The sequence below is a fragment of the Loktanella sp. F6476L genome (assembly GCF_023015725.1).
Taxonomy (GTDB): domain Bacteria; phylum Pseudomonadota; class Alphaproteobacteria; order Rhodobacterales; family Rhodobacteraceae; genus Yoonia.
Genome location: NZ_JALKAR010000001.1, coordinates 221,463 through 241,912, shown reverse-complemented (window position 1 = coordinate 241,912; position 20,450 = coordinate 221,463). Strand labels below are relative to the sequence as shown.

The 20,450-nt window shown below is 55.2% G+C and carries 23 protein-coding genes; 11 read left to right on the top strand and 12 right to left on the bottom strand.

Annotated elements, in window-relative coordinates; all coding sequences use genetic code 11:
* Nucleotides 1–28 precede the first annotated feature (28 nt).
* Nucleotides 29–787 (bottom strand): alpha/beta hydrolase, encoded by a 759-nt coding sequence (locus MWU61_RS01145; RefSeq protein ID WP_247126059.1) that lies wholly within the window; start codon nucleotides 785–787, stop codon nucleotides 29–31.
* Nucleotides 788–846: 59 nt separating this feature from the next.
* Entirely contained in the window at nucleotides 847–1,185 is a 339-nt protein-coding gene (locus MWU61_RS01140) for a hypothetical protein (RefSeq protein WP_247126058.1), read from the bottom strand.
* A gap of 491 nt (nucleotides 1,186–1,676) precedes the next feature.
* On the opposite strand from MWU61_RS01140, the gene thrS reads away from it, so the two are divergent.
* Nucleotides 1,677–3,626, top strand: a complete 1,950-nt coding sequence (gene thrS, locus MWU61_RS01135; protein ID WP_247126056.1) for a threonine--tRNA ligase — start codon at nucleotides 1,677–1,679, stop codon at nucleotides 3,624–3,626.
* 100 nt (nucleotides 3,627–3,726) lie between these two features.
* On the opposite strand, the gene MWU61_RS01130 is transcribed toward thrS, so the two are convergent.
* On the bottom strand, nucleotides 3,727–4,095 hold the full coding sequence (locus tag MWU61_RS01130; protein WP_247126054.1) for a hypothetical protein: 369 nt from the start codon (nucleotides 4,093–4,095) through the stop codon (nucleotides 3,727–3,729).
* A 36-nt stretch (nucleotides 4,096–4,131) separates the two neighbouring features.
* Complete coding sequence (locus MWU61_RS01125) at nucleotides 4,132–4,458, bottom strand: ArsC/Spx/MgsR family protein (RefSeq protein ID WP_247126052.1); 327 nt, start codon at nucleotides 4,456–4,458, stop codon at nucleotides 4,132–4,134.
* 137 nt (nucleotides 4,459–4,595) lie between these two features.
* On the opposite strand from MWU61_RS01125, the gene MWU61_RS01120 reads away from it, so the two are divergent.
* Entirely contained in the window at nucleotides 4,596–4,802 is a 207-nt protein-coding gene (locus MWU61_RS01120; RefSeq protein WP_247126051.1) for a cold-shock protein, read from the top strand.
* A gap of 66 nt (nucleotides 4,803–4,868) precedes the next feature.
* On the opposite strand, the gene MWU61_RS01115 is transcribed toward MWU61_RS01120, so the two are convergent.
* Entirely contained in the window at nucleotides 4,869–5,351 is a 483-nt protein-coding gene (locus tag MWU61_RS01115) for a dihydrofolate reductase (RefSeq protein WP_247126050.1), read from the bottom strand.
* A 3-nt stretch (nucleotides 5,352–5,354) separates the two neighbouring features.
* A complete protein-coding gene (locus MWU61_RS01110) occupies nucleotides 5,355–6,161 on the bottom strand; it encodes a thymidylate synthase (RefSeq protein ID WP_247126049.1) in 807 nt (268 codons plus the stop codon).
* Between the two features lie 382 nt (nucleotides 6,162–6,543).
* On the opposite strand from MWU61_RS01110, the gene MWU61_RS01105 reads away from it, so the two are divergent.
* The 4 genes from MWU61_RS01105 (at nucleotide 6,544) to MWU61_RS01090 (ending at nucleotide 10,233) form a co-directional block, all read left to right on the top strand.
* Nucleotides 6,544–7,665, top strand: a complete 1,122-nt coding sequence (locus MWU61_RS01105; RefSeq protein WP_247126048.1) for a hypothetical protein — start codon at nucleotides 6,544–6,546, stop codon at nucleotides 7,663–7,665.
* Nucleotides 7,652–9,034 (top strand): surface lipoprotein assembly modifier, encoded by a 1,383-nt coding sequence (locus tag MWU61_RS01100; RefSeq protein ID WP_247126047.1) that lies wholly within the window; start codon nucleotides 7,652–7,654, stop codon nucleotides 9,032–9,034. The genes MWU61_RS01105 and MWU61_RS01100 overlap by 14 nt, the downstream gene beginning before the upstream one ends.
* Nucleotides 9,035–9,097: 63 nt before the next feature.
* Nucleotides 9,098–9,526, top strand: coding sequence for a VOC family protein (locus MWU61_RS01095; RefSeq protein ID WP_247126046.1), 429 nt, complete (start codon nucleotides 9,098–9,100; stop codon nucleotides 9,524–9,526).
* Between the two features lie 59 nt (nucleotides 9,527–9,585).
* Nucleotides 9,586–10,233, top strand: a complete 648-nt coding sequence (locus tag MWU61_RS01090) for a DUF1194 domain-containing protein (RefSeq protein ID WP_247126045.1) — start codon at nucleotides 9,586–9,588, stop codon at nucleotides 10,231–10,233.
* Here the strand turns inward: MWU61_RS01090 and MWU61_RS01085 are convergent, their stop codons facing one another.
* From MWU61_RS01085 to MWU61_RS01075, 3 genes are all read right to left on the bottom strand, one after another.
* Nucleotides 10,234–10,752 carry a winged helix DNA-binding protein gene (locus MWU61_RS01085; RefSeq protein WP_247126044.1) on the bottom strand — a complete coding sequence of 173 codons (519 nt, stop codon included), beginning with the start codon at nucleotides 10,750–10,752 and terminating at the stop codon, nucleotides 10,234–10,236.
* An 84-nt stretch (nucleotides 10,753–10,836) separates the two neighbouring features.
* Nucleotides 10,837–11,070, bottom strand: coding sequence for a succinate dehydrogenase assembly factor 2 (locus MWU61_RS01080; protein ID WP_247126043.1), 234 nt, complete (start codon nucleotides 11,068–11,070; stop codon nucleotides 10,837–10,839).
* Between the two features lie 38 nt (nucleotides 11,071–11,108).
* A complete protein-coding gene (locus MWU61_RS01075) occupies nucleotides 11,109–11,495 on the bottom strand; it encodes a helix-turn-helix domain-containing protein (protein ID WP_348645569.1) in 387 nt (128 codons plus the stop codon).
* 81 nt (nucleotides 11,496–11,576) lie between these two features.
* On the opposite strand from MWU61_RS01075, the gene MWU61_RS01070 reads away from it, so the two are divergent.
* The 3 genes from MWU61_RS01070 (at nucleotide 11,577) to MWU61_RS01060 (ending at nucleotide 13,871) form a co-directional block, all read left to right on the top strand.
* Entirely contained in the window at nucleotides 11,577–12,779 is a 1,203-nt protein-coding gene (locus MWU61_RS01070; protein WP_247126041.1) for a pyridoxal phosphate-dependent aminotransferase, read from the top strand.
* A 79-nt stretch (nucleotides 12,780–12,858) separates the two neighbouring features.
* Nucleotides 12,859–13,272: a hypothetical protein gene (locus tag MWU61_RS01065; protein ID WP_247126040.1), complete on the top strand. Its 414-nt coding sequence runs from the start codon at nucleotides 12,859–12,861 to the stop codon at nucleotides 13,270–13,272.
* A gap of 323 nt (nucleotides 13,273–13,595) precedes the next feature.
* Nucleotides 13,596–13,871, top strand: coding sequence for a hypothetical protein (locus tag MWU61_RS01060; protein WP_247126038.1), 276 nt, complete (start codon nucleotides 13,596–13,598; stop codon nucleotides 13,869–13,871).
* 64 nt (nucleotides 13,872–13,935) lie between these two features.
* Here the strand turns inward: MWU61_RS01060 and MWU61_RS01055 are convergent, their stop codons facing one another.
* The 3 genes from MWU61_RS01055 to MWU61_RS01045 form a co-directional block, all read right to left on the bottom strand.
* Nucleotides 13,936–15,297, bottom strand: a complete 1,362-nt coding sequence (locus tag MWU61_RS01055) for an MATE family efflux transporter (protein ID WP_247126037.1) — start codon at nucleotides 15,295–15,297, stop codon at nucleotides 13,936–13,938.
* Nucleotides 15,298–15,398: 101 nt separating this feature from the next.
* Nucleotides 15,399–15,896: a hypothetical protein gene (locus MWU61_RS01050; protein ID WP_247126036.1), complete on the bottom strand. Its 498-nt coding sequence runs from the start codon at nucleotides 15,894–15,896 to the stop codon at nucleotides 15,399–15,401.
* A gap of 80 nt (nucleotides 15,897–15,976) precedes the next feature.
* Nucleotides 15,977–16,915, bottom strand: a complete 939-nt coding sequence (locus MWU61_RS01045) for a 2OG-Fe(II) oxygenase family protein (protein WP_247126035.1) — start codon at nucleotides 16,913–16,915, stop codon at nucleotides 15,977–15,979.
* 175 nt (nucleotides 16,916–17,090) lie between these two features.
* Here MWU61_RS01045 and MWU61_RS01040 point away from each other — a divergent pair, with 175 nt between their 5' ends.
* A complete protein-coding gene (locus tag MWU61_RS01040; RefSeq protein ID WP_247126034.1) occupies nucleotides 17,091–18,386 on the top strand; it encodes an alpha/beta fold hydrolase in 1,296 nt (431 codons plus the stop codon).
* Nucleotides 18,387–18,476: 90 nt separating this feature from the next.
* Nucleotides 18,477–20,444, top strand: coding sequence for a DNA topoisomerase IV subunit B (locus MWU61_RS01035; RefSeq protein WP_247126033.1), 1,968 nt, complete (start codon nucleotides 18,477–18,479; stop codon nucleotides 20,442–20,444).
* Nucleotides 20,445–20,450: the final 6 nt, after the last annotated feature.

The following is a 20,450-nucleotide window of genomic DNA, read 5'->3' as shown; positions in this document are numbered from 1 at the left end:
CCTAGCGTGACGTCACGTTTGATCGGCTTTAGGTCAGGGACTGCAGCACGTCCACGACGGAAGTTTGGATCAGATCAAGGCAGGTCTCATCAGAAAACCGGTGATCCGCCCCATCCACAAGCGTCAGCCGCATGTCAGGACCACTGGCATGATCAAGCAGGCGCAATGCGACGGACATATCCACATCTGCGTCCGCCGTACCCTGCAAGAATCGTGTCGGGAACGGCAGATCCAGCGGATCACGCAGGACAAGGCGATCACGCCCTTCTGCGATCAGGCGCTTTGTGATTATGTAGGGATCACCATACTCTGACGGCAATGCGACCTGCCCGTCAGTTTCCAGCGCCGCCTTCTGCGCATCATCAAATCCGGCCCACATGCTGTCTTCGGTAAAATCAGGAGCGGCAGCGATGGTCACTAACCCTGCAATCCGTTCAGGCATATCGCGGGCCAAAAGCAACGAAATCCACCCGCCCATGGAGGACCCGACCAAGACAACCTTGCCTGCGATCAAGCCGATGGCGGCGCGCGCATCTTCGAACCAGTCGCCAATCGCGCCGTCCGTAGAGGCGCCGTCGCTTTCCCCATGCCCAGAATAATCGAACCGCAAAAAAGCACGACCTTCACGACGCGCCCATTCTTCAAGGAACACAGCCTTGGTGCCCATCATATCGGATTTGAAACCGCCTAGGAAAACAACCGCAGGCGCGGCGCCGTCCGTCAGGTGATAGGCGATACGACGGCCTTGCGGCGTCACGAAAAATGCGGGATCAGATGTCTGTGTCATGATGCCAAATGACCACACAGCCCACCGCCCCGCAAGATCGTATTGTGCAGGTTGCGCGACTACTGGCGTTCGACGATGAACCCACCCTCAAGTGTCGAAGTAATAATTGGCCCGTCGCCTGGCAATTGCCAGTCATAATCCAATTCGACAAGCCCAGCCACGATTTCGCCGCTGTCGCCTGCGACACCTCCACCTAAGATGCCTTCTACGTCTTTCACTTCGCCGTAAATCTCTAGGTCACCGGACACTTCCGCACCGACGAAAACCCCGTCTGCAAAAGCAAAAGCCGCGCCGTTCGACAGGGTCAAAGCACCGTCAAGAGCTTCGCCATCGCGACTGTAAAAATCGACAACTTCACCAGTCACATCGCCGGTATCGAAATCGACGCCCATGGTCATATTACCGCCCAAGCCGATCCCACTAAATGTGTCAGGCAGTAAACCAACCGCCAAAACGCCTTTAAATTCGGCGCCTCCGGTGACTGCAACTGAATCGGCGGGCGTGACATCGAGCGTCTCGCCTATTGCGGCAAGTCGGGACGTTTCCGCGCGGAGCGCATTAATCCCAGATATTGGCGGCGGATTTGACGTACTTCCCCCGCCACAGGCCGACAGGATCGCCAAAGTGAAAAAAACCCAGTAAAATCTCTTTCATTAGATGACACCTTGCTCATAAGAATACTACTTGGCGCCGTTTTGCCGTCCAATTGTGGCACAAGGACGGATGGTGAATGGCGATAGCGTGTCGCGCGTCGTCACCTTTCAAGATGACGGATCGTGACCGCACAGGTGGTGCCTTGACCGCTTCGCGAAGTTTCGCCATTTAGGCCGAACACATAACCCGCAACCGGGCGCTTCGTAGGCGCCAAACTGACGAGGAGCCCAATAGCATGGCCCAAATCTCTCTTACATTTCCTGATGGCAACGCGCGCCAATACGAGGCTGGCATCACTGCGGCTGACGTGGCTGCTGACATTTCAAGCAGCCTGCGCAAAAAGGCGATTTCTGCGACTGTGAACGGTCAGCATTACGACCTGCAGTGGCCGATTGAAGAAGACGCGTCTATCGCCCTGCACACCATGAAAGACGAAGAGCAAGCGCTGGAACTTGTTCGTCACGATTTGGCGCACATCATGGCGCGCGCTGTCCAAGAATTGTGGCCAGATGTGCAGGTCACCATTGGGCCTGTGATCAAAGACGGTTGGTACTACGACTTTGATCGCAAAGAACCTTTCGTTCCAGAAGATCTCGCGACTATCGAAAAGAAGATGAAGGAAATCATCAACAAGCGTGATGAAGTCCGGACCGAAATTTGGGACCGCCCACGGGCAATTCAGCACTACAAAGATAAGGGCGAACCGTACAAGGTCGAACTGATCGAAAGCATCCCGGGTGATGAACCGCTGCGCATGTATTGGCACGGCGATTGGCAAGACCTGTGTCGTGGGCCGCACCTGCAGCACACTGGGCAGATCGCGGGCGATTGTTTCAAACTGATGTCCATCGCAGGTGCCTACTGGCGCGGCGACAGCGACCGTCCGATGTTGCAACGTATCTACGGCGCGGCCTTCACCAACAAGGAAGGTCTGAAACAACACCTGCACCGTCTGGAAGAAGCAGCCTTGCGTGATCACCGCAAACTGGGCCGCGAAATGGACCTGTTCCATATGCAAGAAGAAGCCCCCGGTCAGGTCTTCTGGCACCCTAACGGCTGGCAGGTATACACCGAACTGCAAGACTACATGCGCCGCCAACAGCGCAAAGGCGGCTACGTCGAAGTGAACACACCACAAGTCGTGGACCGCAAATTGTGGGAAGCATCAGGTCACTGGGAAAAGTACCAAGAAAACATGTTCATCGTCGAAGTTGACGAAGACCATGCACGTGAAAAAGCGGTCAACGCGCTTAAACCGATGAACTGCCCCTGCCACGTGCAAATCTTTAACCAAGGTCTGAAATCCTACCGCGACCTGCCGTTACGTATGGCTGAATTTGGGTCCTGCGCACGGTACGAACCGTCAGGCGCGCTGCACGGCATCATGCGCGTGCGCGGTTTCACCCAAGACGACGGGCACATTTTCTGCGCCGAAGACCAGATCACAGCGGAAACCAAAGTCTTCATCGACTTCCTGTCCCGCGTCTACAGCGATCTCGGCTTTGACGACTGGACCATCAAACTGTCCACACGTCCTGAAAAACGGATCGGGTCGGATGAGACTTGGGACCAAATGGAAGCAGCCCTTGGCGATGCATGTCGTGCAGCCGGTCACGAATTCGAGATTCTCGAAGGTGAAGGCGCGTTCTACGGGCCGAAGCTTGAATTCACACTAACCGACGCGATTGGCCGCGACTGGCAATGTGGCACACTTCAGGTGGACGCAAACCTTCCCGAACGGCTCGACGCGAGTTACATCGGTCAGGATGGCAACAAACATCAGCCGGTTATGCTGCACCGCGCGACCCTCGGATCCTTTGAACGCTTTATCGGCATTCTGATCGAGGAACACGCAGGCAAACTGCCGTTCTGGCTGGCACCGCGTCAGGTCGTCGTGGCCTCGATCATCTCGGATGCCAATGACTACGTGCACGAAGTTGTTGCGGCGCTGAAAGCTGCGGGCGTGCGGGCTGAAGCCGACATTCGCAACGAAAAGATCAACTATAAGGTCCGCGAACATTCGCTCGGCAAAGTGCCTGCGATCCTCGCAATCGGTGCGCGTGAAGTAGAAGAACGGACAGTCAACCTGCGTCGTTTGGGCGAAAAGCAGACCAAGGTGATTGCACTCGACGAGATCGTCAAAGATCTCGGCCTAGAAGCCACCCCGCCCGATCTCCGAACCTAACGCAAAAGGGGGCCACCGCGGCCCCCTTTTCTTTTGGTCATAAATATCTCGGGGGTTTGGGGGCTGGCCCCCAATCATCGCCTACGCCAAAATACAGCTGCTAAAAATGGGCCTTTTCTTCGTCAGGTTTCCCCGCGGCAATCGCCAACAGACCGCCCAAACCAGCGAACCCGATCGGGAACATTGTACCGATATTAAACCCGAACGCCGTGTAGAACGCCGCACAAGACAGCAGCAACGCGATCCCGGCCCACAGGGCGCGGGTCTTGGCCATCGCACCACCCGCAATCGCGAATAACGGGGCCAGAAAGCTCATCGCGCGGATGTAATCAGGGTTTTCAAGCAACCAGAATGTCTCGCCTACCTCTGGCACATTCGCAGTCAGTTCGGCATAGCCGTAGCCCACCAATCCAACCACGATCCCCATCAGGCCCGCGATAATTCCTAAAATGCCAGCAGCATTACGCATGTCGTTCTCCTTTGACTGTAGGTATGAACGGCATGCTTATGCGCCAAGCCATTTGGCCTGCGTGGCTTTGTCCCAGCCGATGGTCCATTCGTCACCGATCAGCACCGGGCGCTTCATCAATGTCGGATGGGCGCGCAGCAAGCCCTTGGGATCGCTTTCTTTTTCGGCATCACTCAACCCACGCCACGTGGTTGAAGCCTTGTTAATCGCCTTAGCGGGGAATTTCTCGACGATTTGCTCAATTTCGGCGTCGGTCAATCCATCGGCCCTAACATCGGTGACCTGCACATCATATCCAGCAGCCTCTAACGCCTTCAGCGCCTTACGGCACGTGTCGCAGGTTTTCAGTCCAATAAAGCGCATTTCCGCCTCCTTTTTAGGCAATTCGAGCGCCTTTAGATTTTATTGCCGCTCAGATTTGCCTTCTCAAAAATCGCCCTATCCTTACGTGAAGCAATATCCAAATTGAAGACAACATCGAATGACTAGGAGACGTCCAAATGCCAAGCGGGACAGTAAAATGGTTCAACACAGCCAAGGGTTTCGGGTTTATTGCCCCTGAAGAAGGCGGCGCCGACGTTTTCGTGCATATCTCTGCGGTTGAACAATCAGGCCTGACGGGCTTGGCAGATGACGAAAAGGTCACCTACGAATTGATCGACGGACGCGATGGTCGTCAGATGGCCGGGAACATTGTGAAGCAATAAGACACTTGTGGGCCTGTCAGTGCCCTAGTCCATATTGCACCCAAAAGTGCGGCGGTGATGGTCGCCTCACTTAACCAATTCGCGCAACACGCAGGCGGGTCCTTCTGTGCGCAACACATGCTGGCCGATCTGACGCCATTCGGTTTCATCGAATGTAGGGAAAAAAGTATCGGCGTCAGGCACAGTCAGGTCAACTTCGGTGATCAAGAGCCTGTCCGCCAATGGAAGTAGCGCCCCATAGATACCCGCACCGCCAATCCCGTAGACACGGGTGTAGCCCGCCGCCTGACACGCCGCGATGGCCGCTTCGATTGATCCGACAACGTCATCGGGTCCATCAAGCGCAGACCGCGTAACCACGACATTATGGCGCCCTTTGAGCGGCCGGTACGCCTCGGGCAGGCTGTCCCATGTCCGCCGTCCCATGATGACCGCCCCACCCCGCGTTTCGCGTTGGAACATCGCGAGGTCTTCGGGCAGGTGCCAAGGCATATCCCCGTCCCGCCCGATTGCGTTGTTTTTGGCCCGTGCTACGATCAGTGTAATCATGGTCTAAACCGCCACTGGCGCTTTGATCACCGGTTCCGGATTGTAGTTTTCGAACGCAAAGTCGTCGAACTTGAAGTCAAAGATGCTGTCGACTTTCCGTTTTATGACCAAACGCGGCGCTTCGTGCGGCGTGCGCGCAAGCTGGGTCGCGACCTGATCCATGTGGTTCGAATAGATATGCGCGTCGCCCATCGTGTGAATGAATTCACCCGCTTTGTACCCCGTCACATGGGCCAACATTTCCAGCAGCAGTGCGTAAGACGCGATGTTGAACGGCACCCCGAGGAACATATCCGCAGAGCGTTGATAAAGCTGCATATGCATCGTGTCGCCCTGGACGCGCACCTGCCACAACGTATGACAAGGCGGCAGCGCCATGTCGTCAACGTCGCCGGGGTTCCATGCGGACACGATATGACGGCGCGACGATGGGTTGGTTTTAATCGCCTCTACCAGTGCTGCGATCTGGTCGATCTCGCCCACACAGGTCCCGTTTTTCACCTGCGGAAAATGCCGCCATTGGTAGCCATAGACAGGCCCCAAATCACCATCTGCATCGGCCCATTCATCCCAGATGCGGACACCGTTTTCTTTCAGATATCCAATGTTTGTATCACCAGCGAGAAACCACAGCAGTTCGTGGATAATCGACTTAAGATGCAGCTTCTTGGTCGTCACCAGTGGAAAGCCGTCGCGCAGATCGTAACGGCATTGCATCCCGAAATAAGACGTCGTGCCGGTGCCGGTCCGGTCATCAGACGGCACCCCTTTGTCCAGAACGGTTCGAAGTGCGTTAAGATATTCTTGCATGCCGGTCCCCCTGTGACGCTCGAATCGCGGCGCCTTGTGAAGGCAAGACTTAACGGAGCAGGCAGGACCGACAAGGGTACTACTGGAATCAAGGCCCGCGATTTACCGCCGATCCAGACAAAAACACCGTGCAAACACATGAATAATTAACCATTTTCGCGCAACGTGTGGTGGAATGGAAATGTCTTGCTACAGCTATTTCAGGCCTAAAAATTGCCATTTTGATCTGTCACCAGACAACTACATATAGGGCGGCGTTGCCGAAATTCCGCGATATCACGTGGAAAATGCGTATATTTTCGCCTCTCGCACGTTGACACGCAGCCCCCCAAACACGAGAGTGACACAAATCTTGACTTTGCAGAAAAAGCGGACGCCACCTATGACACGCACCCCACTTACACTGGCCATGCTGGCCGTTCTCGCGGCTTGTGGCGATGGACAGCCGCTTTTCGATGTCGAAGACGCGACTGATGGCACCGAAACAGACATCCCCTTTCAGGACGTAGAGCCGGATGATGTTGACGAACCGGAAGACGTCTTGAACGCCGGTACTATTGCGCCACCGCTGCGCGGCGTATTGTCTGATCGCGGCGACATTGTGCGTGTAGAGGCCCCGAATGAAATCGGTGGGGGCGTCACGTCGCTATTCAACTATAGTGGCGATGGCGACGTTTTTGTCATCGACGGGATCGCATTTGATGGCCTGAACCAATACGAACGGTTCGAAGCGCTGCCACAAATTGGAACTGTTGCTGTTTACCAAGGCGACCTGCAAGTTACGGATTCCTTGTCCGGCAACCAGATCGACCAGATCGTTCCGTATTTTGCTTTGTACGATGTCAGTGACGTCATCGTCGGCGAAGGTGAAGATGATCAAGCTTTCCGGACATCATTCGCAGTTGTACGGACCGGCGGATACGGCGACTACGGTTTTGGTACCTTTGCCTATCAACGCGCGGGTGATTTCACCGTTCCGACGACCGGCCAAGCCACATTCAACGGCACATATGCCGGTGTTCGTGTTTCGGACACATTCGCAACGTCTGACTTGCCAGTGCGTGATATCCTGACGTCAGCTGACATCAATATTGATATCGATTTCGACGACTTTAACGGAACGCCTGGTATCAAAGGTGTCCTTAGCAACCGTCAGGCCTATAACGAATTCGGCTCTGCCATTGAAACGAACCGCAACATTGATGCGTCGCTTGGCAGCACAAATGCAGTCCAACTGCCGAACCTGCCATTCATTATCCGCGAAGGCGGCACGACAATTTCCGAGAATGGCGAAATTGGTGGCAACCTTTCCAACACAATTATCGACCGTACTGGCGCGATCCGTGTCTACGAAACGGGAACATACGCTGGTATCATCGCAGGTGACCTGACCGATGCGGCTGATGGTGGTGAAATTGTTGGTGTGATCGTGATCGAATCCGAAGATTCGCGTTTTCAGGGTGTAAACTTCCAAGAGACCGGAGGCTTTATTGCCACACGTTAAACAATTGGGGCGGCGCGTCTGCGTCGCCATTGTTGCGGCAACCCTAAGCGTTTCACCGGCTGTATCCCAGCAGTTGCAATTGACTGCAGGACAAGTGCAGCAAATCGCGCTTGCCGCTCTGCAACAAGGTGATGCACGCGTAGCCGCCCAAGCGGCCAACGCGCTCCTCGTACGTGATCCCCAAAACGCCGGCGCGCTAATTCTACGCACCGAAGCTGCACTACTCGCAGAGGATTTTACTGGTGCTGTTGATTTTGGTAGCCGTGCACATTGGAATGCAGCGACAGCAAATCAGCGCTTTTCAGCAGCGCGTTTGGTCGCATTCGCGCACGTCGAACAAGAAAACTACACGCGATCCCAAGCTTGGCTGCGCTTGGCGCGGCAGGATGCGCCAAACGATCAGGCGCGTGAAGCGGTCGCTCGCGATTTCCGCGCCGTTCGGTCCCGTAACCCGCTGTCCGTCAATTTGCGTTTCGGCATCACGCCATCGACAAACGTGAACAATGGCAGCTCCAGCGAGACGACAGATCTTTTCGATCTTGGCCTGCCCTTCGTACTCAACGGCGATGCGCGCGCCTTATCCGGTTGGGAAGCCTCGGCAAGTGCAAACCTGCGTTATCGCGCCCATACAAACGAGACGTCAGCGACATTCTTGGATCTCGGATTCTCCGGCCGCACCTATTGGCTGACGGAAAATGCAAAAGACCAAGCTGGTGAAGGCGTCACAGGCGGTGATTTTTCAAACGCGACGCTCAGTCTTGGCGCAACACACCGCTTCCTCCTTTCGCCAGACATGCAACCGACCAGTGCGACGCTGTCCTTTGGGCAAAGCTGGTATGGCGGCGATGCGAACGCGCGTTTTGTAACGGCATCGGCATCCCAGTCGTGGAAGTTGTCGGATGTAGATACGATCCTGCTGTCCGGTTTTGCGCAAAAGCAAACGAGCCTCGAAGACAGTGATCCGGTCATGACATATAACCTGCAAACGGTTTGGGCGCGTGACCTTGCCGACTACGGTAATTTGGCGGTGTCTTTTGCTGTGCGCGATAGCCAGTCAAACAACCGTGACGCGGACTATGATTCCGCCCGCGTTGGCATCAACTATGATTTCCCAGAGCCGCTATTTGGTGTGCAAATCGGCACGACCTTTAGTTACGAAGCACGCGATTTCGAAACGTCCCGTTTTAGTCCTTTATTTGGGCGCGACGAGACGATCAAATCCGCCAGCGTTCGCGCGGTGTTCACAGATATCGAATATCTTGGCTTCCAGCCGGTCGTGAACATCGAACGCACGGTTCAAGAATCGTCGATCGACCTGTTTGACCGTGAATTCACGAACTTCGGGTTTGATATCACGTCATCGTTCTAACCGATTGCGCTTGGCCAAAGCGCGGCAGCGCCCTAGGTTGTGACCACAATCAAGGAGCCTTTAATGTCACTTAAATATTTGCACACCATGGTGCGCGTGAAAGACTTGGACGCGTCTATCGCGTTTTTTGAACTGCTCGGGATGAAAGAAACAAAGCGGCACGAAAATGAAGGTGGTCGTTTTACGCTACTGTTCATGGCCGCCCCCGGCGATGAAGATTGTCCTGTTGAGCTGACGTATAACTGGGACGGCGACGATGGCCTGCCATCCGACAGTCGCCACTTTGGTCACCTCGCCTATCGTACATCCGATATTTATGCGTTGTGCCAACACCTTATGGACAATGGCGTGACAATTAATCGACCGCCGCGCGATGGCCATATGGCTTTTGTCCGCTCACCAGACAATGTGTCTATCGAGCTGCTGCAAGAAGGTGAAAACCTACCTGCTCAAGAACCATGGGCGAGCATGGAAAACACCGGCCATTGGTAAGACACGCTGTCTTTTGTTTGATATTTGCGTGGGCAGCATTGCCCGCGCAAGCCTGCCGTTTGGCGCTCGTTCTTGCCATTGATGTCTCGAATTCTGTCGATGAAGCCGAAGATCAGTTGCAGCGCCAAGGTCTTGCCAGCGCCTTACTCGCCCCTGACGTACAAAGCGCGTTTTTTGTAACAGACGATCCCGTTGCTTTGCTAGTTTATGAATGGAGCGGGCGTTATCACCAGAAAGTTTTGGTCGAATGGCGCGACATCACACGTGAACAAGATTTGCAGGACGTATCCAGAAGTATCGCAAATTCGACGCGGGGACAGCGCGATTTCCCAACCGCGATGGGCTACGCGCTTGGCTTTGCCGCAACGCGGCTACGCGAACGGCCTGATTGTTTCGCAAAAACCGTTGATATCGCCGGAGACGGTAAAAACAATGACGGTTTTGGCCCGGCCGAAGCCTACAATGCGTTTGCGTTTGAAAACGTGACGGTGAATGGTCTGGTCGTCGATGCGTCCATTCTTGAAACGCGGGACGACCTTGTGGCTTTCTTCCAAGACGAAGTCATTCGGGGGCCAGCGTCTTTCATCGAAATCGCCGATGGCTTTGCTGACTACGAAGATACGATGCGTCGGAAACTGATCAGAGAGCTTCTATCTCAAATGATCGGGGATGCAGCACCGCCGCCATCCCCTACCCCACGCGGTTGATCAATAGATATAACGGATTTGTTCAGTCCAATAACGTTCGACTCGACGCAAAGCCGTCGTGATGTCGTCCATACCCTGATGATCAAGCACGCCGCGTCCCATCAGACCATCGGCGTGTGTCGCAAATAGTTTCGCCACTATAGTTCGGATATGCCGCCCTTTTTCCGTTAGGCTGACCCGCACGGATCGGCGATCAACCTCGGACCGTTGATGGTGCATATACCCCATATCAACGAGTTTCTTCAGGTTATAGCTGACATTGGACCCCTGATAATACCCGCGGGACTTCAGTTCGCCTGCCGTCACTTCGTTGTCGCCGATGTTGAACAACAGCAGCGCCTGTACCGCATTAATTTCCAACACGCCGACACGTTCAAATTCGTCTTTGATCACATCAAGCAATAGCCGATGCAGCCGTTCCACCAGCGTCAGACCTTCAAGGTAACTGGCCATAAACGCGACGGTGCTGGCCTGTTCGGGCGCTTTTTCATCTGTCGCCAAATGGGAATGAATGCTCATCACTATCTCCGTCAATCACTGCTTCATTGAGCAATGACAGGAGAATCCCAACATTTCGTTAAATTTTCCCCAAAAACGGGGGACCTAATTTGGTCGGGTCAATCCAGACGCGAGGCCCATGATCACGGTCATAATACCTGCGTATTCTTCCGGTGCCTCGCCTTGGCCCGTGATCCAACCGTAAATATCGTGATCGTATTCTTTGAGAAAGCTGTCGTAGGTCTCAAGCTCTTCGTCCGACAGATCCGGCATATAGTCCGTGGCATAGGCCGTCAGGATCAGGTCCATTTCCTTGATCCCACGGCGTATCGAGCGCATATGAAGCCGCTTGATTTTGGTGTCTCGTGTCTCTGTCATCATTCGGTCAGCGACTTACGCAACCTTTTCTCCAGCTCGCCCAGCTTTACGGACGATTTTGCGATTTGTGCCCGTAGGCGGCGCATCTCGACCAACATGTCATTCACGTCATTCGAAATTTCGGTGCCGTCTTCAGGGTTCTCCGGACCTTCGCCGACGCCTGTCAGTAACCAACGCAAAGATACGCCCAACAGGCCCGTCAGCATTTGTAGCCGGTTCGCCCGTGGTTCTTTCCAGTCGTTTTCCCATGCATCAAGCGTCGTCACTTTGACACCAAGTTGCGTGGCAAGTTCCACTTGGTCCAAGCCGGCTGCAGATCGTGCCGCAACCAACCGGTCCCCTAGCGTTGCTGCGTCGTCGCTGTACCAATTATCATCGTCAGTCATCATGTCGTCCTTGTCGCTTGCGTCAGGGGCCGTGTCCACCCTATGACATGGCTAACCTTAGTTGACCACAGGACCAGCGCCATGAACTTTCTGTCCGCGACACTCGACCGCGTTAAGCCGTCACCGACCATTGCAGTGACCACGAAAGCGCAGGAACTGAAGGCCGCTGGCCGCGATGTAATCGGTCTGGGTGCTGGTGAACCTGATTTCGACACGCCGCAGAACATCAAGGACGCAGGCATTGCTGCGATTAACGCGGGCAAGACCAAATATACCGCTGTCGATGGTATCCCTGAGTTGAAGCAGGCAATCTGCACCAAATTCAAGCGTGACAACGATCTGGACTATACCCCTTCCCAAGTGACCGTAGGGACTGGCGGCAAGCAGGTGTTGTACAATGCCTTTATCGCAACGCTGAACGCGGGTGACGAGGTGATCATTCCCGCCCCCTATTGGGTGTCCTACCCTGATATGGTGAAGCTGGGCGGCGGGGAGCCGGTGTTTATCGAAGGCGCGATGGAACGGGGATACAAGATCACCGCCGACCAGCTAGAGGCCGCGATTACGCCCAAGACAAAGTGGTTTCTGTTCAATTCCCCGTCCAACCCCACCGGTGCGGGCTATTCGTGGGACGAGTTGAAGGCGCTGACCGATGTGCTGGTCCGCCATCCCCATGTTTGGGTGATGACCGACGATATGTATGAACATCTGGCCTATGGGGATTTCAAATTCTGCACCCCGGCGCAGGTTGAACCCGCATTATATGACCGCACGTTGACCATCAACGGCGTGTCCAAGGCATATGCGATGACAGGTTGGCGGATCGGCTATGCAGCAGGGCCCGAGATGCTGATCAAGGCGATCCGCAAGGTCCAATCGCAGTCCACGTCGAACGCCTGCACGATCAGCCAATGGGCGGCGGTAGAGGCTTTGAACGGCACACAAGATTACCTTGCGCCAAACAACGACCTGTTCATCACCCGTCGCGATCTGGTGGTGGACCTGCTGAACAAGGCCCCTGGTATCGTCTGCCCGAAACCGGAAGGCGCGTTCTATGTCTATCCGTCGATTGCTGGCTGCATCGGAAAAACGTCGAAAGCGGGCGTGACGATTATTGATGACGAAGTCTTTGCAACAGCGCTTCTGGAAGAAACGGGCGTCGCTGTCGTGTTTGGCGCTGCGTTTGGTTTGTCACCGAATTTTCGGGTCAGCTATGCCACCTCGAACGAGGCGCTGCGCGAGGCCTGCAACCGGATTATCACGTTCTGTGAAGGCCTTTCCTGATCAGCAAAGCAAGGTAGCTTGTGCATCATCCTACTGCTAAGGTTCATGCATAAGCCCTGTTGATCACACGAGTTTCGCCATGTCCGCCGAATTACCAGACTACTACTTCCGCGTTCGCGAAAACGGCGCGTTTGTGTTTCGTGTCGACACGGAAAACCGTCAGCGCCGGATCGAGATGGATCAGATTGCGGTCGTGAATGTGCGCAACGGCGAGGTCAAACCACATGGCGACCGCGTACTATCAGAAGCGGACATCGCAGCCATCCAAGATTGGTTAAACGACCGCGTCGCTTTGTTGGCCGAACGTGATGTCGATGACATTCTGCGCGCCGTGGATCACATGAACCTGACAACGCAATGGGTTCAATCACGGGCAACAGAAGAGCAACTGGATCAGGTGACAGATTCCTTACTGCTGGCTATGCATGATCTTCGGACGGTACTTGTACGGAAAAAAGCAGACCGTCTTTTGCGCGAAAGCAGCAATGAATAATTCAGCTCCTGCGCTGTATATTTCTATCCAGATGCCGCTGTTCTTTTAATTCTATGAGCGCATCACAATCGCCCAAAACGACGACGCGAATTGAAATCTGTAATAGACGAATTCAGGTCGTAGCCTTCAATAGAATTGCCAGCACTCAAGATGGTCGCCCGTGAAAACTGAACACTTAATGTTTTTAATCAATCAAAATCAATAGCTTAAAGAAGAGATCCCACCTTTCTCACGTTTTTCTTGAATTTCACCGCAACCATTTTCGTTCCGCCCAGTTGCTATATCAACCGCAGCAAGCGGATAACGAACTAACGGAGACGAAAATGAAAAACCTTATTAAACCAGCTGTCTTGAGCCTTTTTGCAATTACTGCTGCTAATTCAGCATTTGCCGACGCACACGAAACAGCAACTGATTTGACATGTGCTGAATTCATGGAAATGGAACGCATTGACCAAACACAGGCACTGAACGCGCTGACAGGCGAAGTTGACGGCGTAATGAAAGACGACGATTCAATCGCAGAGATCGCAGTACTGTGTAACGGACGTGACGACGATAACCTTGCGGAAATCCTTGACGATGATGCGGATTCCTAAATCCAGCGTCTCGCGCAAGTGAGATATTATGGGGCGTGCCAGCGATGGTGCGCCCTTTATCGTTTTAGGCGTGACTGTTGATCCGCACCGACCGTCCCCAGAACCGCCACAACAGCAGAACTGCAGCAACTGCCAGCCCGACGACTAACCCGAGCCATAGTCCCACGCCCTCTAGGCCAAGCGGGAAGGCCAGGATGTAACTGATCGGCAGTCCGATCACCCAGTAGCTGATCGTCGCCATGACCATCGGCACGCGTGTATCCTGAACCCCGCGCAAAAGGCCAAGCGCCATGACTTGCAATGCGTCCACAACTTGGAACAATCCCGCGCAAGCCAGCAAGGCGACCCCAATTTTCAAAAGCTCTGCTTTGGCTGGTTCATCCGGATCGATAAAGGCCGAAATCAAGGGTTCGGGAAAGAAGAAGAAAACAAACATCGTGAACACGGCAAAGACAGCCGACAATGTGATCGCAACCTTACCGCCCCGCCGCAGACTGTCTTCGTCGCGCCGCCCCAATGCACGTCCCGCCCGCACAGTTGCCGCTTGGGAAAATCCAATGTGAACCATGAACGTCAGGCTTGCCAACTGGATTGCGATGCCGTGTGCCGCCAATGGCAACGGCCCCAGCCATCCGATCATCACAGCGGACGCACTAAACAATCCGCCTTCCGCCAAAGCCGTCAAACCGATGGGCCAGCCCAGCGCAAAGACCCGCTTCATGACCTCTGTATCTGGCGCAAAGACATTGCGCAGCAATTGGAACTGCGGCGTCTTCCACAACGCGTAGATCAACAGGATCACGACGTTCAAGATCGTCAGGCTTAGCGATGCAATCGCGGCCCCTTTGATCCCAAGTTCAGGTGCACCCCAGTTACCGAAGATCAGCGCGTAGTTCACGAACCCGTTCAGCACCGCTGATCCAATCGTCGACCATAGAATTATGGCCGTTTTTTCCAGTGCCGCCAGAAAGCTCTTCAGCGTCATCACCAGCAAGGCCGGGATCATCTGGAATGCCACGATGTGCAGGTAAATTTGGGCTTCGGCTGCAACCGCTGGGTCTTGGCCAATCGCGATCAAAAGCGCCTCAGTCCAGATAAACGGGATCATGATCACCCCGCCATAAATAATCGACAACCACAGTGCCATGCGTGTTGCGCGGCGGACCTGCTGGTCATCGCCTGCCTCTGCTGCGGCTGCGACCAATGGCGTCACGGCCTGCGCAAAGCCGGATCCAACGATGAACGTCAGAAAGAAAAATGTCCCGGCAATCGTCGATGCCGCAAGCGCGGTGACCGAATACCACCCCAGCATCACAGTGTCCGTGATATGGATCGCGAATTGCGCGAGATTACTCAGGATCAACGGCATTCCGAGCTTCATGATAGCGCGCGAATGTTCCGGATATGTGGTAGCTATTTGTTGCATGCCGTAGGCTTAGGCCTAGGGTTGGTATGCGTCCAGCCCTATCGCGCTATGGGCGCACATTTTGGATATTGGTCAGACGGCTGCATCGAACCCAATCAAGCTTATTGCATGATCGCAGCCGATTGTGCGGGATTGGCGCCGCGCAACAGCGAGCGTGCGTATAGTTTGTGAAGCGGGGTAATGGCCCGCACGACAACGCCATCACCCGGTGTGACCGCCGATCCAAAATGTAGCCGCGTACCACCGTCTATGGGCGAAACCATAAACCACGACCGCGTGTGTCCCGCCATATCGCACAGAAGCACTTGGTCTTCGGTCCGATCTTCCACGGTCCATGCTGCGAATTCTTGCGTGTCGCCATGTGCGACGGCGTGGACGTCTTCGTCTGTCGATGGCCGACGGACCGCATATTTAAGAATCAGCCGTTCCGCCCTGAACAACGGGGTCGTATAAAAAGCGGTAATAAAGTCCGACAGACTGACGTGACCTGCGATGTCCTTCACGTAGCAATCAGTGTAGTTTTTCGGGTCTACAGTGTAGCGTTGCAGCAGCGCGTCTGCTGGTAACGGGATTGCGTGTACGGCGGCGTTGGCAGGCATCGATTGATCCTCTCATCATGGTACAGGCGCACGATGCTCCCACGCTGATCAGATGACAACGGTCTTCGGGTGCGACAGATTCACCCCGATGCCGCGTTGAATTTCCTCATCAGGTAATCCCCAAAGGTGATAGGCGGATACGCAGCTGATCCATCCAGCGGCTTGATCACCGCGTCCCAGTTCGGTTGGTAAAAGTAGGCGAGCGACAGGCGTTTAGGCTGGTCAGGTTTGGCCACGACACGGTGCAATGTGCTGACCCAACGGTCCGCGGTCCAACGCGCCATAAGGTCACCGATATTGATCACAAACGCATCTTTCGGCGCATCGACATCAACCCAGCCGTCATCTTGCTTTACCTGCAAGCCCTGCGATCCTTGCTGCGGCAACAGGATTGTCAGCGCCCCATAATCCGTATGCGCACCCGCCCGTTGCTGGCCGACGAGCGCCTGCCCCTGTGTGGCTGGATAATGCAAAGCACGTAAGGCGGACGCCGGTTCTGTGCCGAAGGGGGCAAAGAAATCCGTCGGCAAATCAAGTGCTTCGGCAAAGGCACACATGATGCGACCACCTAGATCTTCCACGGCTTGGTAATAGGCCACCCATGCCTCGCGAAACCCTGCCAATTCGGGCCAAGGCGTTCGCGCGGACGCAAATGCCTGCGATTGCGGATCATCGACTTGAACCTGAAGCGGAAACGCGCGTCCGTTAAAGCTTTCCTTGAGGTCCGGAGGTGTATCCACGCCTTTGCTTTTCGCCAACGCTTCTTGGTCGGGACCAAGGTAACCATAGGGGCCTCCAGCGACCGGAGGGCGGGCCGCCTGTTTTGATGCACTATCCAGCGCAAAAAACGCATCGGCTGCAGCCCACATGTCGCGGATCGTTTTTGCAGCGACCCCGTGACCTGACAGCACTATAAACCCTGTCGTGCGGCACATTTCGTCAAGGGTAGCAGCACGCGCTTTACGGTCAGCCCCTGTGGCAGCTTCGAACGCAGCAAGATCAAATGCCCCAATGCTCACGCTTTTGCCCTGCCACATGGCAGTTGCGTCACGTCACGACAGCCGATCGTCAAAACACGCATCTAGATATCCTTCAGCTTTGTACTATCGTTCTGGTTATCTGAGCAGCGCACGCCGCGAATAGCAATGCTTGTCGGTGTGCCGTTCACGTCTCATCTTTGGAGGAAGATACCCGATGCAAACCAAGACCACGGCCCTTGCCTTGTCCCTTATAGCAGGTTCTGCCCTTGCCGATGGCCACGCCACGAACCGCGTTGACGGGTTGCGCCCCGATGCGCCCGCGCTTGCAGCACTCGGCGATTATAAGGTGGGGGTGCAGACATTCAGCTTCACCAATCCCGACCAGATCGACATCGTCAACACAGCCGCAGAAGGTGACATTGCGCGCGCGGGTCGCACATTGGATGTAGAAATCTGGTATCCCGCTGATGCGACGACACAGGCAGGCGGCACCTATGAAACCGTCACCCGCGACGGCGTCACGGCCGTCGTACTTCACGGTCAGGCCGCGCGTGATGCAGCACCGATGACTGGCGAAACCTATCCGCTTGTGATCCTCAGCCACGGCTATCCAGGCGATCGTTTCCTGATGTCCCACTTGGGCGAAAACCTAGCATCCAAAGGCTACGTTGTAGCGTCGATTGACCACACCGACAGCACCTATTCGGATCAGGCAGCGTTTGGATCAACGCTCGTAAACCGACCATGGGACCAACGGTTTGTATTGGACCAAATTGCGGCGCTCGACGGCGACTTAGGCGCGATGACGGACGCGGATAACAGCGCCGTTGTGGGCTATTCGATGGGCGGATACGGGGCGTTGATCTATGCAGGCGCAGGCGTAACCGAGGTCAGCACGACCTACGAATGGGGCGCGCCGCAAGGGTTGCTGAGCCGGAACCTTGCCGGATCAGAAAGCCATGCCGCACTGGAGGATGACCGCGTGAAAGCATTCGTGGCCATCGGTCCGTGGGGCAAAAACACTGGGTTCTGGGACGATACCGGCCTTGCAGGTATCACCAAGCCCTTGATGTTGATTGCTGGTGGCATTGATGACGTGTCCATCTACGACGCAATCCGCGAAATTTTCGCAAGCACAGTCAACACAACGCGTCACCTGTTGACGTTTGATAACGCCAACCACAACGCCGCAGCACCGATCCCTGCCCCCGCCGAAAGCTACGGCATTTCGGACGCCTTAGGGCGCAGCACCTTTGACCACTACAGCGATGCGGTTTGGGATAACGTACGGATGAACAACATCACCCAGCATTTTGTCACCGCTTACCTCGATCAACATCTCAAGGGCGCGGATACCACTGACTTCCTCGACCTGACACCAAACGCCGCCGATGGGGTTTGGGATATCGCGGAAGACGGCACCGTCGGCGCGGATCACACCTATTGGGCCGGTTTTGCAGATCGAACAGCCGTTGGGCTGCGGTTCGAAACACTGACCCAAGGCGAATAGCCCCAACATCTTGTGGATAAGGGCAAGGATGCGATTGCCCTTATCCACGCCGCACATCATAATGCGTCCAAACAAATAAGGGGCGGCAGTATGGCGAGCGATCTTCTTTCAGGCTCTGGCGGCAACGAGAAAAATACATATGACGCATCCAGCATTCAGGTGCTGGAAGATATGGAACACGTCCGCCTGCGCCCCGGCATGTACATCGGCGGTAAAGACGACCGCGCGTTGCACCATATGGTCGCGGAAATTGTCGATAACTCGATGGATGAAGCGGTGGCTGGTCACGCCACGTGGATCGAAATTGAACTGCACGAAAACGGCCATTGCACGGTGCGCGACAACGGACGCGGTATCCCGACCGATCCGCACCCCAAGGACCCCAGCAAAACCGCGCTCGAAATCATCTTCTGTACGCTAAACGCTGGTGGTAAATTCTCGGGCGATAGCTACGAAACCTCAGGCGGTTTGCACGGTGTGGGGTCATCCGTTGTGAACGCGCTGTCCGATCACCTACGGGTTGAAGTGGCGCGCAACAAAGAACTGATGATGATGGAATTTTCGCGCGGTGTGCCTCAAGCCCCGCTGGCGAAAATCGGTGCCGCCCCAAACCGACGCGGCACCTCTGTGACCTTCCATCCTGACGCGGAAATTTTTGGGTCGTTGAAGCTGAAACCTGCGCGCCTGTTCAAAATGGCACGGTCCAAGGCGTACCTTTTCTCGGGCGTGGAAATCCGTTGGAAAACGGGCATCGACGACGGGGAAACGCCGAAAGAGGCGATGTTCAAATTCCCCGGTGGTCTGGCCGATTACCTGAACGAAACGCTGTCGGGCGCTACAACATACGCGGATGCACCTTTTGCCGGAACTGTTGATTTCAAAGATAAATTCAACGTACCGGGCAAAGTCGAATGGGCCGTGAACTGGACCCCGACGCGCGACGGTTTCATCCAGTCCTATTGTAATACCGTGCCAACGCCTGAAGGCGGGACGCACGAGGCCGGTTTCTGGTCCGCGATCCTGAAAGGCATCAAGGCGTACGGCGAACTTGTGTCGAACCGCAAAGCCAGCACGATCACCCGTGACGACCTGACAACGGGGGCCGGCGCGCTTGTGTCCTGCTTTATCCGCGAACCGGAATTTGTGGGGCAAACGAAGGACCGACTGGCCACGACCGAAGCACAGCGTATGGTTGAAAATTCGGTCCGCGACCACTTTGACAACTGGTTGGCAGCGGACACGAAATCAGCGGGTGCGATTTTGGACTTTTTGGTGCTGCGGGCCGAAGAACGGCTGCGCCGCAAACAGGAAAAAGAAACCGCACGGAAGACAGCGACAAAGAAACTGCGCCTACCCGGCAAGCTGGTCGATTGTTCAGCCACGAACCGCGAGGGCACAGAGCTGTTTATCGTCGAGGGTGATTCCGCGGGTGGTTCTGCCAAAATGGCGCGAGACCGCAAAACGCAGGCCCTGCTTCCGCTGCGTGGTAAGATTTTGAACGTCCTCGGGGCCGCGTCGAACAAACTGGGCTCCAACGCAGAAATCAACGATCTGACACAAGCGCTTGGCGTGCAACTGGGGCCAAAATTTGTCGTGGATGACCTGCGCTACGACAAGATTATCATTATGACCGATGCGGACGTCGACGGCGCGCATATCGCGGCGCTGCTGATGACATTCTTCTTTACGCAGATGCGGCCGATGATCGACAATGGGCACCTCTATCTGGCCTGCCCGCCGCTGTACCGCCTGACCCAAGGCGCCAAACGGTTGTACGTGGCCGACGACGCCGAGAAGAACGTGATGATGGAGAAAGGTCTGGGCGGCAAAGGCAAAATCGACGTGCAGCGCTTTAAGGGTCTGGGCGAGATGGACGCAAAAGACCTGAAGGACACGACCATGAACCCCGAAACCCGCAAACTGATCCGCGTGTCCATCGACGACGACATGCCGGGCGAAACGGGCGATCTGGTGGAACGGCTGATGGGCAAGAAACCCGAATTACGGTTCCAATACATCCAAGAAAACGCGCGGTTCGTGGAGGAGTTGGATGTTTGATATCGA